The sequence below is a fragment of the Sphingomonas arantia genome, from assembly GCF_042682045.1.
Taxonomy (GTDB): Bacteria; Pseudomonadota; Alphaproteobacteria; order Sphingomonadales; family Sphingomonadaceae; genus Sphingomonas_R; species Sphingomonas_R arantia.
On the sequence record NZ_JBHUGS010000001.1, the window covers coordinates 104510 to 119334 of the forward strand.

At 68.5% G+C, this 14825-nt stretch carries 14 protein-coding genes; 9 read left to right on the forward strand and 5 right to left on the reverse strand.

The features are described from left to right. Positions 1-271: 271 nt before the first annotated feature. Together rho and ACFSGX_RS00550 are read left to right on the forward strand one after the other, a co-directional pair. Positions 272-1528 carry a transcription termination factor Rho gene (rho, locus tag ACFSGX_RS00545; RefSeq protein ID WP_157176628.1) on the forward strand — a complete coding sequence of 419 codons (1257 nt, stop codon included), beginning with the start codon at positions 272-274 and terminating at the stop codon, positions 1526-1528. 24 nt (positions 1529-1552) lie between these two features. Then, the gene (locus ACFSGX_RS00550) at positions 1553-2212 is read left to right on the forward strand and encodes a TerC family protein (RefSeq protein ID WP_380926674.1); all 660 of its coding nucleotides are present in this window, start codon (positions 1553-1555) and stop codon (positions 2210-2212) included. 226 nt (positions 2213-2438) lie between these two features. Here ACFSGX_RS00550 and ACFSGX_RS00555 read toward each other — a convergent pair whose 3' ends face one another. Next, the gene (locus ACFSGX_RS00555) at positions 2439-3131 is read right to left on the reverse strand and encodes a dienelactone hydrolase family protein (protein WP_380926675.1); all 693 of its coding nucleotides are present in this window, start codon (positions 3129-3131) and stop codon (positions 2439-2441) included. Between the two features lie 116 nt (positions 3132-3247). Here ACFSGX_RS00555 and ACFSGX_RS00560 point away from each other — a divergent pair, with 116 nt between their 5' ends. From ACFSGX_RS00560 to ACFSGX_RS00585, 6 genes are all read left to right on the forward strand, one after another. After that, entirely contained in the window at positions 3248-3487 is a 240-nt protein-coding gene (locus tag ACFSGX_RS00560) for a DUF6489 family protein (protein ID WP_380926677.1), read from the forward strand. 5 nt (positions 3488-3492) lie between these two features. Next, entirely contained in the window at positions 3493-4767 is a 1275-nt protein-coding gene (mnmE, locus tag ACFSGX_RS00565; protein ID WP_380926678.1) for a tRNA uridine-5-carboxymethylaminomethyl(34) synthesis GTPase MnmE, read from the forward strand. A 65-nt stretch (positions 4768-4832) separates the two neighbouring features. Further along, a complete protein-coding gene (gene mnmG, locus ACFSGX_RS00570) occupies positions 4833-6635 on the forward strand; it encodes a tRNA uridine-5-carboxymethylaminomethyl(34) synthesis enzyme MnmG (protein ID WP_380926680.1) in 1803 nt (600 codons plus the stop codon). After that, positions 6632-7225, forward strand: a complete 594-nt coding sequence (rsmG, locus tag ACFSGX_RS00575; protein WP_380926682.1) for a 16S rRNA (guanine(527)-N(7))-methyltransferase RsmG — start codon at positions 6632-6634, stop codon at positions 7223-7225. The genes mnmG and rsmG overlap by 4 nt, the downstream gene beginning before the upstream one ends. Beyond that, positions 7222-8004, forward strand: coding sequence for a ParA family protein (locus ACFSGX_RS00580; RefSeq protein WP_157176634.1), 783 nt, complete (start codon positions 7222-7224; stop codon positions 8002-8004). Before rsmG ends, ACFSGX_RS00580 begins: the two co-directional genes overlap by 4 nt. 10 nt (positions 8005-8014) lie before the next feature. Next, positions 8015-8914 carry a ParB/RepB/Spo0J family partition protein gene (locus ACFSGX_RS00585; RefSeq protein ID WP_380926684.1) on the forward strand — a complete coding sequence of 300 codons (900 nt, stop codon included), beginning with the start codon at positions 8015-8017 and terminating at the stop codon, positions 8912-8914. A gap of 406 nt (positions 8915-9320) precedes the next feature. Here ACFSGX_RS00585 and holA read toward each other — a convergent pair whose 3' ends face one another. From holA to ACFSGX_RS00605, 4 genes are read right to left on the reverse strand one after another with little or no spacing between them, the layout of a single operon-like run. Then, the gene (gene holA, locus ACFSGX_RS00590) at positions 9321-10340 is read right to left on the reverse strand and encodes a DNA polymerase III subunit delta (RefSeq protein WP_380926685.1); all 1020 of its coding nucleotides are present in this window, start codon (positions 10338-10340) and stop codon (positions 9321-9323) included. Further along, positions 10337-10831, reverse strand: a complete 495-nt coding sequence (lptE, locus tag ACFSGX_RS00595) for an LPS assembly lipoprotein LptE (protein ID WP_380926687.1) — start codon at positions 10829-10831, stop codon at positions 10337-10339. The genes holA and lptE overlap by 4 nt, the downstream gene beginning before the upstream one ends. Beyond that, positions 10828-13377 (reverse strand): leucine--tRNA ligase, encoded by a 2550-nt coding sequence (gene leuS, locus ACFSGX_RS00600; RefSeq protein WP_380928180.1) that lies wholly within the window; start codon positions 13375-13377, stop codon positions 10828-10830. The genes lptE and leuS overlap by 4 nt, the downstream gene beginning before the upstream one ends. Before the next feature lie 55 nt (positions 13378-13432). Further along, entirely contained in the window at positions 13433-13867 is a 435-nt protein-coding gene (locus tag ACFSGX_RS00605) for a DUF3576 domain-containing protein (RefSeq protein ID WP_380926689.1), read from the reverse strand. Between the two features lie 222 nt (positions 13868-14089). Here ACFSGX_RS00605 and ACFSGX_RS00610 point away from each other — a divergent pair, with 222 nt between their 5' ends. Next, positions 14090-14824 carry a porin gene (locus ACFSGX_RS00610; RefSeq protein WP_229673869.1) on the forward strand — a complete coding sequence of 245 codons (735 nt, stop codon included), beginning with the start codon at positions 14090-14092 and terminating at the stop codon, positions 14822-14824. Position 14825 lies beyond the last annotated feature (1 nt).

Here is a 14825-nt window from a genome sequence, read left to right on the forward strand (position 1 = left end):
TTCTTCTGAGCCCCTCTCCTTCAGGGGAGGGGTTGGAGTGGGGGCAACAGCACCTCACCTGCAACGTTGTAGCTTTGATGCGCTCAGCCCCACCCCAACCCTCTCCCCTAAAGGAGAGGGGCTCAGACCCCACAAAACCTTGACACCCACCCTCCGTCGCGCCTACCCGCGACACCGCTGCCTCCCGTCCGTGCGAGGCTCCTTCTCCGGGACTCCGACGCAGGCCATATCGCCGCGCGGTGGGCCAATCCGCATCAGGACCACACGCTCCATGCATTTCAAAGATCTCAAGAAGACCCCGCCCGCGGCCCTCGTCGCGATGGGCGACGAACTCGGCGTCGAGGGCGCCTCCACGCTGCGCAAGCAGGACCTCATGTTCGCGATCCTCAAGGTCCTCGCCGATCGCGGCGAGGAGATCATGGGCGTCGGCACGATCGAGGTGCTCCAGGACGGCTTCGGCTTCCTGCGCAGCCCGGAGGCGAGCTATCTCGCCGGCCCGGACGATATCTACATCTCGCCCAACCAGGTCCGCAAATTCGGCCTGCGCACCGGCGACACTGTCGAAGGCGAGATCCGCGCCCCCAAGGACGGCGAACGCTATTTCTCGCTCGTCCGGCTCGTGTCGGTCAATTTCGACGACCCCGACGTCGTCCGCACGCGCGTCAATTTCGACAATCTGACGCCGCTCTATCCGGAATCGAAGCTCACGCTCGATCCGCACGACCCGACCGTGAAGGACAAGTCCTCGCGCGTAATCGACATCGTCAGCCCCCAAGGCAAGGGCCAGCGCGCGTTGATCGTCGCCCCGCCGCGGGTCGGCAAGACCGTGCTGCTCCAGAACATGGCGAAGGCCATCACGGACAATCATCCGGAGGTCTTCCTGATCGTCCTGCTCATCGACGAGCGGCCGGAGGAAGTCACTGACATGCAGCGCAGCGTGAAGGGCGAGGTCATCTCCTCCACCTTCGACGAACCGGCGCAGCGCCACGTCCAGGTCGCCGAAATGGTGATCGAGAAGGCCAAGCGACTGGTCGAGCACAAGAAGGATGTCGTCATCCTGCTCGATTCGATCACGCGTCTCGGCCGCGCCTACAACACGGTCGTACCGTCGTCGGGCAAGGTCCTGACCGGCGGTGTCGACGCCAATGCGCTCCAGCGTCCGAAACGTTTCTTCGGTGCCGCGCGTAATATCGAGGAGGGCGGCTCGCTCTCGATCATCGCCACCGCGCTGATCGACACGGGCAGCCGGATGGACGAGGTCATCTTCGAGGAGTTCAAGGGCACCGGTAACTCGGAAATCGTGCTCGATCGCAAGATCGCCGACAAGCGCATCTTCCCGGCGATCGACATCGGCAAGTCCGGCACCCGCAAGGAAGAGCTGCTGGTCGACAAGACCAAGCTCAGCAAGATGTGGGTCCTGCGCCGGATCCTGATGCAGATGGGGACGATCGACGCGGTCGAGTTCCTGCTCGACAAGATGAAGGATTCGAAGACCAACGAAGATTTCTTCGATTCGATGAACAGCTAAGCGACAGGGCAGGGGACAAGCACCATGATGGAACTCTGGGGTCATATCGTCAGCGACTTCTCGAACATAACCCAGCCGTCGCAGCTGGCGGCGTTCGGGCAGGTTCTGCTGATCGACATCATGCTGGCCGGCGACAACGCAATCGTCGTCGGTGCGCTCGCCGCCGGGCTGCCTGCGGATCAGCGCCGCAAGGTCATCCTGATCGGCATCGCGGCGGCACTCGTCCTGCGCGTGATCTTCGCGCTGCTCGTGACGCAGCTGCTCGCTCTGGTCGGCCTCGTCTTCGCCGGCGGTGTTCTGCTCCTCTGGGTCGCGTGGAAGATGTACCGCGAGCTTCAGCCCGGCGCCTCGGCCGAGGACGGCGACACCAACGAAGCCACGCTCAAGAAGCCGCGCAGCTTCGCGCAGGCCGCTTGGGCCGTGGCGCTCGCCGACGTGTCGATGAGTCTCGACAACGTGCTTGCCGTCGCCGGTGCCGCGCGCGAACATCCGGGCATCCTGGTGCTCGGCCTGATCCTGTCCGTCGCGCTGATGGGCGTCGCCGCAAACGTCCTCGCCCGCGTTATCGAACGCTACCGCTGGATCGCCTATATCGGCCTCGCGGTCATCGTCTACGTCGCCGGCAAGATGATCTACGACGGCCTTATCGACCCGAGCGTCGGCGTCCTGACGCTCTTCAGCTAAGCCAACGAAAAAGGGGGCGGTGTCACCAGACACCGCCCCCTTTTTTACGTCTGCTGAAGGTGATGCTGCCTTAGCTCCCTCCCCCCACCGGGGGGAGGGCTGGGGAGGGGGGGCCGACCTGGACGCAAGGTTGACGGGGGTCCGAACGGACACCGCAAACCTGCGACGCCTCACCAAGAAAAGCCCCCCACCCAACCCTCCCCCCGGTGGGGGGAGGGCTCAGCAACTACCCAATATGCTCGGCAAAAAACGCCTCGGTCCGCCCATCGGCCAACCGCGCCGCATCATCCACGCGCCGCGACCCGGACGTCGCCGCAAAGCCGTGATCCACACCCGCATAGTCGTGGATCGTGACGTGGGAATTGGACCGCAACCCCTCACCGATCGCCTCGCGCGCCGCCGCATCGATGAAGTGGTCGTCGCCCGCGAAGTGCAGCATCAGTGGCTTGCCGATCGCATGCGCCTCGCCCAGCTTCTGGTTGATGCCGCCGCCATAATAACCGACGCTCGCATCCGCATCGGTCCGCGTCGCGGCCAGATATGCGATCAGCCCGCCCAGGCAATATCCGACCACGCCGACCTTTTCCGCGTCGCCGCGCGCCGCCTTGATCGTTGCCTCGACGTCGCGCATCGCCGCGTCCAGATCGAACTGCTTGTAGAATCCGAACGCGCGTTCCATCTCCTCCGGCACGTCGGGGTCCAGCTCGACACCCGGCTCCATCCGCCAGAACAGGTCCGGCGCGATCGCGAGGTAGCCGAGCGAGGCCCAGCGATCCGCCTTCTCGCGGATCCCGGCATTGATCCCGAAAATCTCCTGGATCACGACGATCGCGCCCTTCGGCGTGCCGGCCGGCTGCGCGCGATACGCCGGCATCATGTCGTTGCCGTCCAGCGTGGCGATTTCGATGCGGTTACCCAATGCTCTTCTCCAATAACTGCTGGCTGCCTATCTACAGTGCGATGCCGCACCCGGCCATCCCTCGACAGGGCGGTCGTGGGGTGCGATGCCGGACGGTGACAGCGGAGGGATACCCCATGAAGATCACAGTCGACGTCGATTGCACGCCGCAGGAAGCGCGCGCCTTCATGGGCCTACCCGATCTCGAACCGCTGCACGCCGCCTATCTCGACAAGATGAAGCGCAACATCGACGAGGGCATCACCCCGGACTCGCTCCAGGCGATGCTGAAGAGCTGGGCGCCGATGGGCGAGGCCGGCCTCATGCTCTGGAAGCAGCTGTCCGATCAGATGGGCAAGGCCTCGACGCGCAAATAATCGCGGTGATCGACACGATCTTCGCCGTCTCGTCCGGCGCCCCGCCGGCCGGGATCGCGGTCGTACGGATCAGCGGCCCGTCCGCCGATACGATCGTCCGCGCCGTCGCCGGTCGCCCGGCCGTACCCCGCCGCGCGACGCTCCGCACATTCCGCGACGGGGCAGGGGAGATCATAGACCAGGGCCTGCTCCTCTGGTTCCCCGGGCCCGCCACCGCGACCGGGGAGGATCTCGCCGAATTCCACCTCCACGGCGGCCGCGCCGTCGTCGCCCGCATGCTGGCGGTCTTGGCGACCTTTCCCGCCTGCCGGATGGCCGACCCTGGCGAGTTCACCCGCCGCGCCTTCGCGAACGGCCGGATCGACCTGCTTGAGGCCGAAGCGCTCGGCGACCTCCTCTCCGCCGAAACCGAACAGCAACGCCGCACCGCGCTCGCCATGGCCGACGGCACGCTCGGTCGACAGGTGGACGCGTGGCGAGGCGCGATCCTCCGCCTCGCCGCTCAGGTCGAAGCCAGCCTCGACTTCGGCGACGAAGACCCCGCCGCCCCGGACGGCACTGGCATCGGATCCCAAGCCGAACACATCGCCGCAGACCTCGCCACGGCACTGGCCGCGCCTGCGGTCGAACGCGTCCGCGACGGCGTCGCGGTCGTTCTCGCCGGCCCGCCCAATGCCGGCAAATCCAGCCTGCTCAACCGCATCGCCGGCCGCGACGCCGCGATCGTCTCGGCAACCCCCGGCACCACCCGCGACGTCGTCGAGGTGCCCGTGGCGATCGACGGCACGGCCTTTCTCCTCTCCGACACCGCCGGCCTGCGCGCCGGCACCGACGAGGTCGAACGCATCGGCATCGCCCGTGCCCGCACCCGCATCGCCGACGCCGACCTCCTGCTCTGGCTCGGCGACGATCCACCCCCCGCGCACCCCAACACGCTCTGGCTTTTCCCCCGCGCCGACGCCCGCCCAGACCAACCGCCGCCGGACCGCCTCGCCGTATCGAGCGAGACAGGGCAGGGCCTCGCCCCCCTGATCGCCTGGATGCAGGCCCGCGCCGCCACGCTCCTCCCCACCACCGACGCCCACGCCATCTCGCGCCGCCAACGTGGCGAACTGACCGAAGCCCACCTTGCCATGCGCGACGCGGCGACCGAAACCGACGCCGTCCTGCAGGCAGAAGCGCTCCGCCGCGCCCGCCTCGCGCTCGATCGGCTGACCGGCCGTTCCGGGTTCGAGGACCTGCTCGACAGCTTGTTCGGACAATTCTGCCTGGGCAAATAACTGTTCCACGTGGAACACCGCCGACCATGGGTGCAAATCTACGCTGGCTTTGCTACGCGCCGGATATGGAACAGGCTTATGATGTTGTCGTCATCGGTGGCGGCCACGCCGGGTGCGAGGCAGCCGCCGCGGCCGCACGCCTCGGCTGCACCGTTGCACTGGTCACGATGCAGGCCGACCGGATCGGCGCCATGTCGTGCAACCCCGCGATCGGCGGTATCGGCAAGGGCCACATCGTCCGCGAAGTCGATGCGTGGGACGGCATCATGGGCCGCGCCGCGGACGCCGCCGCGATCCACTACCGCATGCTCAATCGCAGCAAGGGCGTCGCCGTCCACGGCCCGCGCATTCAGGCCGATCGCACCCGCTACGCCGCGGCCGTCCAGTCCGCACTCGCCGCCTATCCGAACCTGACGGTGGTCGAGGCGGAGGTCGACGCCCTCGTCCGCACCGGCGACCGCATCACCGGCATCGAAACCCGCACCGGCACGCTGGTCGCGCAGTCCGTCGTGATCGCCACCGGCACCTTCCTCGGCGGCATCCTGCATAGCGGCATGACCGCCACCCCCGGCGGCCGCGTCGACGAGCGCGCCGCGACTCGACTCGGCCAGCAGCTCCGCGACTTCGCCCTTCCCATGGCACGCCTCAAGACCGGCACCCCGCCGCGACTCGACGGTCGCACGATCGACTGGGCCCGCCTCGACCGACAGGCCAGCGACGCCGAACCCTGGACGATGTCGCCCGACACGCAGACGCCGCGCCTGCCTCAAGTCCACTGCGCCGTCACGCGCACCAACCTTGCGACGCACGACATCATCCGCGGTGCGCTCGACGTGTCGCCGTTATTCTCCGGCCGCATCACCGGCTCGGGCCCGCGCTACTGCCCTTCGATCGAGGACAAGGTCTTCCGCTTCGGCGACCGCGACGGTCACCAGATCTTCCTCGAACCCGAGGGGATCGACACGCATGCGGTCTACCCCAACGGCATTTCCACCTCGCTCCCCGCGTCCGTCCAGCAGCAGTTCCTGCGCACCATCGCCGGGCTGGAACAGGTCGAGATCCTGCAGGCCGGCTATGCGGTCGAGTACGACTATATCGACCCGCGCGCGCTGGACGCCACGCTCGCCGTCACCGGGTTCGCCGGGCTCTATTTCGCCGGCCAGATCAACGGCACGACCGGGTATGAGGAAGCGGCCGGGCAAGGGCTCGTCGCCGGCCTCAACGCCGCCGCCCACGCCCGCGCTGCCGACGCGATCCTGTTCGACCGCACCGCCAGCTACATCGGCGTCATGGTCGATGACCTGACCCTGCAGGGCGTCACCGAACCCTATCGCATGCTCACCGCGCGCGCCGACAACCGCCTCCACCTGCGCGCCGACAATGCCGAAGTCCGGCTCGCCCCGCAGGCGATCGCCACGGGCGCCGTCCGCGCGACCAAGCGCCACGCGATCGAACGCCGCGCCGAAGCCCGCGCCGACGTCCGCGCCACGCTCGACACCGCAATGACCCACCCCCCCACCGCCGCGACGCTCCGCCAGTCCTTCTCCGGCCCCGACGCCCTCGCCACGGTCCATACCGTCGTCCCCGCTACGGCCGACCAGCCCGACGCGATCGTCACCGAGATCATCGCCGACCTGCTTTACGAGCCCTATGTCGAACGGCAGCGCGCCGACGGCCGTCGCCTGCTCGGCGGTGCGAACCTGCCGCTCGGCCATGTCGACTATGCCACCATCGGCGGCTTGTCCGCGGAGATGATCGAGAAGCTGCGCACCGCCGCCCCCGCCGACCTTCAGGCCGCATCGCGGATCCGCGGCATCACCCCGGCGGCGCTCACTGCGATCCTCGTCCAAGCGCGGCGCGCGGCATGACCGACACGTCGCACGACCTGCTCGCCGCCTATGCCAACTTGGTCCGGGACGAGGCCACGCGCCAGAACCTCGTCTCCGCCGCCAGCCTCGACGCGTTCCAGACCCGCCATATCGACGACAGCGCGCAGCTGCTCGATCTGGCCCTGCCCGGCGGCCGCTGGCTCGATATCGGCTCCGGCGCCGGCCTTCCCGGCATCGTCCTCGCGATCCTCGGCGCGGAGGTCCGGCTCGTCGAAAGCCGCCGGCTGCGTGCCGAATTCCTCGCCCACTGCATCGAAACGCTCGGCCTGGGCGACCGCGCCACGCTGCACGCCGGCCGGATCGAGACGATGGAGACCGAGCACTTCGACCGCATCACCGCGCGCGCCTACGCCCCGCTGCCCAAACTGCTCGACTCCGCGGTGCGTTTCTCGGACCGCAACACCGTCTGGATCCTTCCCAAGGGCCGCACCGCGTCGTCGGAACTGGATACGGTCCGCGGAACATGGCAGGGTGAGTTTCGCGTCGTCCCCAGCCGGACCGACGCCGACGCCGCGATTGTCGTGGCGACCAACGTCCGCCAGACCGTCCGCCGCAAGGAGCCGCGATGATCCGCATTGCCATTGCGAACCAGAAGGGCGGCGTCGGCAAGACCACGACCGCGATCAACATCGGCACCGCGCTCGCCGCATCCGGCTGGCGCGTGCTGCTGATCGATTTCGATCCGCAGGGCAATTGCTCGACCGGCCTCGGCATCCACCAGAACGAACGCGGCGCATCGAGCTACGAGGTCCTGCGCGGCGACAGCACGCTGGTCGACGCCGCAATCCCCACGAAGGTTCCGCGGCTCGACCTCGTCCCCGCCACGGTCGACCTGTCGGGTGCGGAGATCGAGCTGATCGATTTCGAACATCGCACGCACCGGCTCGATGCCGCGATCAACGCCGCGCCCCCCGGCCGCTGGGACGTCTGCCTGATCGACTGCCCGCCCTCACTGGGGCTGCTGACGATCAACGCGCTGGTCGCCGCCCGCCTGCTGCTCGTACCCCTGCAATGCGAGTTCTTCGCGCTCGAGGGGCTCAGCCAGCTGCTGACCACGTTCGAACGGATCCGTTCGCGCTTCAACCCCGGCCTGTCGATCCTCGGCGTGGCACTCACCATGTACGACAAGCGCAACCGCCTGTCGGAACAGGTCGCGCAGGATGTCCGCGCCTGCCTCGGCGATGTCGTGTTCGAAACCGTCATCCCGCGCAACGTGCGGCTGTCCGAGGCGCCCAGCCACGGCCTGCCCGCCTTGATCTACGACCATCGCTGCTCGGGGTCGGAGGCGTATATCGCGCTCGCCCGCGAACTGATCGGGCGTCTGCCCGCGCCGGCCAAGGCGGCTTGAGAGGATGAGAATGAGCGGCGACGGGACCAGCGTCAGGAAACGGCCCGGCGGCCTCGGGCGCGGCCTCTCCGCCCTGCTGGGGGAGGTCGAGCGCGAAGCCCCGGTCGCCGCCGACGGACAGCGGCAACAGGGCGTCCAGTCCGTCGCGATCGCCGCGATCCACCCGCACCCCGGCCAGCCGCGCCGCCACTTCGACGAGACCGCGCTGGAGGAACTGGCGCAGTCGATCGCGGTCCGCGGCGTCCTGCAACCCATTCTCGTCCGCCCGCATGACGGCGGCTACCAGATCATCGCCGGTGAACGCCGCTGGCGTGCGGCCCAGCGCGCGCATCTGCACGAGGTGCCGGTCATCGTCCGCGCGTTCGACGACGTCGAAACGCTCGAAGTCGCGCTGATCGAGAATATCCAGCGGCAGGACCTGAACGCCATCGAGGAGGCCGAGGCCTATCAGCGGCTCATCACCGACTATGGCCACAGCCAGGAAGCGCTCGGCAAGCTCGTCCACAAATCGCGCAGCCACGTCGCCAACCTCGTCCGGCTGCTCGACCTGCCCGAACCGGTCCGCAACGATGTCTCGACCGGCGCGCTCTCGATGGGCCACGCCCGCGCGCTCGTCACCGCCAAGAACCCGATGGTCCTCGCCCGCCAGATCATCGACCGGGGGCTTTCGGTCCGCGAAACCGAACAACTCGCCCGCGACGCCCGCGCGCCCCGCCAACGCACGGCGACACCTGCAAAGCCCGCCGCCCCCGACGAGGACATCCAGTCGCTCGAACGCCAGATCGGCGATCTGCTCGGCTTAAAGGTCACCATCGCCCACAGCGACGACGGCGGCAGCGTGACGCTCCGCTACGCCAACCTGGATCAGCTCGACATGATCTGCCAGCGGCTGAGTGGCGAGGCGATCTGAGGGGCGGCCGCCGAAGTCCGCGGCTTAGGCCAGTCGAGCGAGGTGGGCCCCACGCGTAGAGGTCCAACCCCCCCACTCGTTTGGTTCGAGCCTGTCGAGAACCCTGCGCAGAGTTCTCGACAGGCTCGAACCAAACGGATCCGGGTTGACCCTCAACCCCAAAAACCCGTCCATCCCGAGCGTAGTCGAGGAACCCTTCGAGCGTAGTCGAGAAGCCAACAGCGCCCCCCGTCTGCGCTTGAAGAAGCGTGCCTCGACTGCGCTCGGCATGGACGGAATTGTGGTAGGCGGACTTAAGTAGGTCGGTGAGCTAACCTCGAACAGTTCCCCGGCGAAGGCCGGGGCCTAGGTGAAGAAGCTCCACCAAGGCCCCGGCCTCCGCCGGGGAACGCTCAGCAACCCGAACCTACCCCCGCCGCCGCGCCTGCCTTCCAATCGCAAACAGCTCTTCCCCCAACCCGGCACCCCCCGCGGACCGCGAGGACTTCGCATCGCGCTCAGCCGCCGCCAGCCGTTCCAGCGCGCGCGCCAGCGCCGGCGGGCTCCAGCGCGTCACCTGACGCTCCACGATCCCGCGTTCCTTGAAGAACACCGCCTTGCCGGACCCCGCCATCGCCTGCGCGACACTCGCGCCGGCCGCCACCTCCGCCCGGATCGCGGACAGCAGCAGCACCCGCCGCACCAGCGCGCGCAGCACGGGGATCGCCTCGCCCGCCGCATCGATCCGGGTTAGCGCCGCGTCGAGCGCCGCCAGATCTCCGTCGAACGTCGCATTGACCAGAGCGCCGACATCGCCCTCCTCGGCGTCGGCGGACAATGCAGCAAACCCCGCTGCATCCAGCTCCACCGGCCGATCCGGGGCCGCATCCAGGTACAGCGCGAACTTGTCGATCTCCTGCGCCAGCAGTGCGCGGTCTCCGCCACTCGCCGCCGCCATACGCTGCGCGATGTCCGGGCTCATCCGCACGCCGCGCGCCTGCCCCATGCCGAGCGCGATGCGGTCCGCCTCCGCCCCCTCGGGCAAATATGAAATGCACGCCATCACATCGAGCCGCGCCGTCGCCAGCTTCACCAGCTTGGCATCCTTGCGCAGCGCGCCGGCCACCACAATCACCGGATTGCCCGCCCCCGGCGCCTCCATCAGAGCCTCGGCCGCCTCGATCATGTCGTCGCCCGCCGGCTCGACGCGGATGTAGCGCTTGTCCCCGAACAGCGACATCGCCATCGCCTCGTCCGACAGCCGCGCGGGATCCGCCTTCAGCCCCGGACCGGTCAGGTCGATCCGCTCGGCCCCCGCCATCGCCTTGCCCAGCCGCGCCGCCAGCTCACGCGATCCCGACTCGTCCGGTCCGTAGAGCAGGAACATGCGGACCGCGGGGTCCGGCTTGTCCAGCGCCCGCTCCATCTGGGGGCGCTTCAAAATCACTTGGGCGGTGCCGTCCGCTGCGCATAGAGCGCGAGGCGCGCGACGATCTGGTCGGCGATATCGCCCGACAGCCGCTCCAGCGCGGTCTCCTCCGCCGCGATCAGCGCATATTCCGAACTCACCACGTCGATGCCCGCATCCGAACTGGCGGTCGCGTCGAGCAGCACGGTGCCTGCCGTCGCATCGACCAGCCGGTAGCGCGCGCGCAGAGTCCGGCGCTCGCGCGTCACGGCCTGGTCGGTGCGGATACCGAAGCCGGTGATCTGGTCGTCCAGCTCGACCTCGACCCGCGTCTTGGCACCCGCGCCGCCGGTCAGCCGGGTCGCCAGCGCGCCCTGCATGAAATAGCCCGCCTTGCCCGGGATCGGCGCGACCGACACATCGGCCAGCGCCGTCGCCACCGGACCGCTCCCGCCACCGGCATAGACCGGTCGCAGCCCGCAACCCGACAGCGCGGCCAGCATCATCAGGGGAGGGAGGAGGCGCCTCATGCGACGATATTCACGAGGCGGCCGGGCACCACCACGATCTTGCGCGGGGTCGCGCCGTCCAGCACGCGGATTACCTTCTCGGATGCCATCGCCATCGCCTCCAGCGCGCCCTTATCCGCGTCCTTCGCGGCCGTCAGCGTATCGCGCAGCTTGCCGTTCACCTGTACCGCGATCGTCACCTGATCGTCGACCAGCATCGCCGGGTCGACCGCCGGCCACGCCGCATCGGCGACCAGCCCGTCGCGACCCAGCCGCGCCCACGCTTCCTCCGCCAGATGCGGCACCATCGGCGCGACGAGCAGGATCAGCGTCTCCGCCGCCCGCGCCCGGTCCGGGCCGACAGGGGCCTTCTCCAGCGCCGCGACGAAACTGAACAGCTTGGCCACCGCCTTGTTGAACTGCAGCGCGTCGATATCGTCCGCGATGCCCTGGATCGTGCGATGCCGCAGCCGCTCGAGCTCCGGCGCAACCCCGTCACCCGCCGCACCCGGCTCGGTCAGCCGCCAGACGCGCTGCACCAGCCGCCACGCGCCCTCGATCCCCGCCTCGCTCCACGGCAGGTCGCGCTCCGGCGGACTGTCCGACAGCATGAACCACCGCACCGCATCCGCGCCATATTGGTCGACGATCGGCCCCGGATCGATCGTGTTCTTCTTCGACTTCGACATCTTTTCGACGCGCCCGACCGTTACGGCTAGGCCCGTCGCCGTCTCGAACACCCCCTCGTCGCGCCGTTCGATATCGTCGGGCGACAGCCATTTCGGCACGGTCAGCATTTCGCCCGTTTCGGTCCGTTCCTCGACCGTGCGCGAATACGTCTCGTGCGTCACCATCCCCTGCGTGAACAGCCCGGCGAACGGCTCCGCCACGTCCAGCCGCCCGATCCGGTTCAGCGCGCGCGTCCAGAACCGCGCATAGAGCAGGTGCAGGATCGCATGCTCGACCCCGCCGATATACTGCCCCACGGGCAGCCACTGCTCTGCCACCGCCTTGTCGAACGGCTTGTCGTCCGGCTGGCTGGCGAAGCGGATGAAGTACCACGACGAATCGACGAACGTGTCGAGCGTATCGGTCTCGCGCCGCGCCGGCTCGCCGCACGCCGGGCAATCGACATGCTTCCACGTCGGATGGCGGTCGAGCGGGTTGCCCGGCACGTCGAACGTCACATCCTCCGGCAACACCACCGGCAGCTGCTCGGTCGGCACCGGCACCACGCCGCACGCGTCGCAATGCACGATCGGGATCGGCGTGCCCCAGTAACGCTGCCGCGACACGCCCCAGTCGCGCAGCCGCCACACGGTGGTGCCTTCGCCCCAGCCGCCGGCCTCCGCCCGCGCGATGACCTCCGCCTTCCCGGCCTCCACGCTCATTCCGTCCAGGAACCGCGACTGCACCAGCACACCCGGCGCACTGTCCGCCTCGTCCCCGACCGGCGCATCCGCCAGATCGGCGCTGGCCGCCACGACGCGCGTCACGGGCAGCTGATATTTCCGCGCGAAATCCAGGTCGCGCTGGTCGTGCGCCGGCACACCGAACACCGCGCCCGTGCCATAGTCCATCAACACGAAATTCGCGACGAACAGCGGCAGCGTCCAGTCCGGATCGAACGGATGCACCACGCGCAGGCCGGTATCAAAGCCCAGCTTCTCCGCCGTCTCGACCTCGGCCGCCGCGGTCCCGGTCCGCTTGCACGCCGCGATGAAGTCGACCAGCGCCGGGTCGTTCGCGGCCAATGCCTGCGCGATCGGGTGATCCGCCGCGATCGCCGCGAAACTCGCGCCGAAGATCGTGTCCGGCCGCGTCGTGAAGACTTCCAGGGTCTCATGCCCCGGCAGCGGATCGCTGATATCGAACCGGAACTTCAGCCCGCGGCTCTTGCCGATCCAGTTCTCCTGCATCGTCCGCACCTTGGCGGGCCACTGGTCCAGGTCACCCAACCCGGCAAGCAGGTCGTCCGCGAAATCGGTGATCCGCAGGAACCACTGGCTCAGCTTGCGCCGTTCCACCAGCGCGCCCGACCGCCATCCGCGCCCGTCGATCACCTGTTCGTTGGCCAGCACCGTATGGTCGACCGGGTCCCAGTTCACCGCGCTTTCCTTGCGGTACACCAGCCCATGCTTGAACAGGTCGAGGAACAGCGCCTGTTCCTGCCCGTAATAATCCGGCTCGCACGTCGCCAGCTCACGGCTCCAGTCGAGTGCGAAGCCCAGCCGCTTCAGCTGCGTCCGCATGTCGGCGATGTTCGCCCGCGTCCACGCGCCCGGATGGACGCCCTTCTCCATCGCGGCATTTTCCGCGGGCATCCCGAACGCGTCCCACCCCATCGGGTGCAGCACCTCGTGCCCGGTCATCCGGCGATAGCGCGCCAGCACGTCGCCCATCGTATAGTTGCGGACATGCCCCATGTGGATCCGCCCGGACGGATAGGGGAACATCTCCAGCACATAGCTTTTGGGCTTCGGGCTGGTGTCGTCTGCTTCGAACGTGCCGCGCTCCGCCCAGGTCGCCTGCCAGCGTGGATCGGCGTCGAGCGCGTTGAACCGCACCGGGGCGGACCCCTGCGGCCCTCCCGTCGTCTGGCCTTCAATCGTCACGTGCGGATCAGCCGGCAACGGCGGTACGGCGCAGGTCGCGGGCCTTGGTCAGGATCACCTCTTCCAGCTTCTGCACGGTGGCGGCCTGCACCGGCGCCTCCGCCCAGCGCCCGCCCTGATACACTTCGCGCGATGCGGCCACGCGCAGCGCATCGGCGCGCAGGTCCTGGTCGAGGATCGACACCGTCACCTTCATCCGCTCGGACGGCAGCGCCGGGTTCTGGTACCAGTCGGTCACGATCACGCCGCCGTTGGAATCGACCTGACCCATCGGCATGAACGACAGCGTGTCGAGCGCGGCGCGCCACAGATAGCTGTTCACGCCGATCGTCGTTACGCGCGACGGTGCCATCGCGGCGGCCAGACGGGCCTTGTCTTTGCCGCCGCCGCATGCGGTGAGCGCGACGAGGCCGAGGATGAGCGCGGGGGTGAACAGACGCATGACGGAACCTCGATAGGCAACAGGGCAGGGCCGTCCGGAGACGACGGGATCGCCCCCGTTATAGAGCCTCGTCCTACGCCCGCAAGCACGCGCCCCTGCGGCCCGCCCGAGCCCCGATTGTGGAGTTGATGCAACAGGGTTGCCGATATTTGCGAGGCTCGCTGGTGACGGGCAACCGCCATGTGCTAGCGGGGTTTTCAAGGGGTGCAGGGAATGAGGACCATGGCGGCGAATCACGCCATTGCTGGGATGACGGGGGCACTGGGTGCGCTCGTCCTGCTTGCGTCCGTCGCCCTTCCGTCGGGCGCCGATGCGGCAACGCAGCGTCGTCGCATCTCCGGTGCCTCGGGCATCTCGCTTCCGTCGGCCAGCGGCATCGGGTCGTTCACCCCCGCCGCCGCCGATCCGCGCCGCGCCGCATTGGCCGGCATGTCGGGTCTGAACAGCAGCGGGTTCCGCTTCACGCCGTCCACCACGATCGGCAGCCGCCGTGCCGTGACCGTCGCGGTCCGTGCGCGCGCCGCCAATGCGCGGATCGAGGCGCAGCGCGCCGGCATCATCACCAACGTCGCCAACCTGTCGCTCGCCCCGTCGGCGTACAGCCTGGGCGCGTCGGTCGGCTGGAAGAAGTTCGCGCTGTCCGGCGATTTCGCCAAGACCGAGGGCAATCTGCTCCCGATCGACAACGAGGCGATCGACCTGGGCGTCAGCTATACGAACCGCAAGTGGAGCACCAAGCTGCAGCTTGGTGCGGATCGCGTGACCGGCTCGCGCCCGTCGCTGCTCGGCGCGGACCAGACTTATTCGGTCGACCTCGGCGGCGCCTACGCGCTCACCCGCAACCTCGATCTGGCCGGCGGCCTGCGTTACAAGACGCAGCGCGAGCGGCTCGACGCGACCGCCGACCAGCGCCGCGACAGCCAGGCGCTCTATATCGGGACCGCCTTCCGCTTCTGAT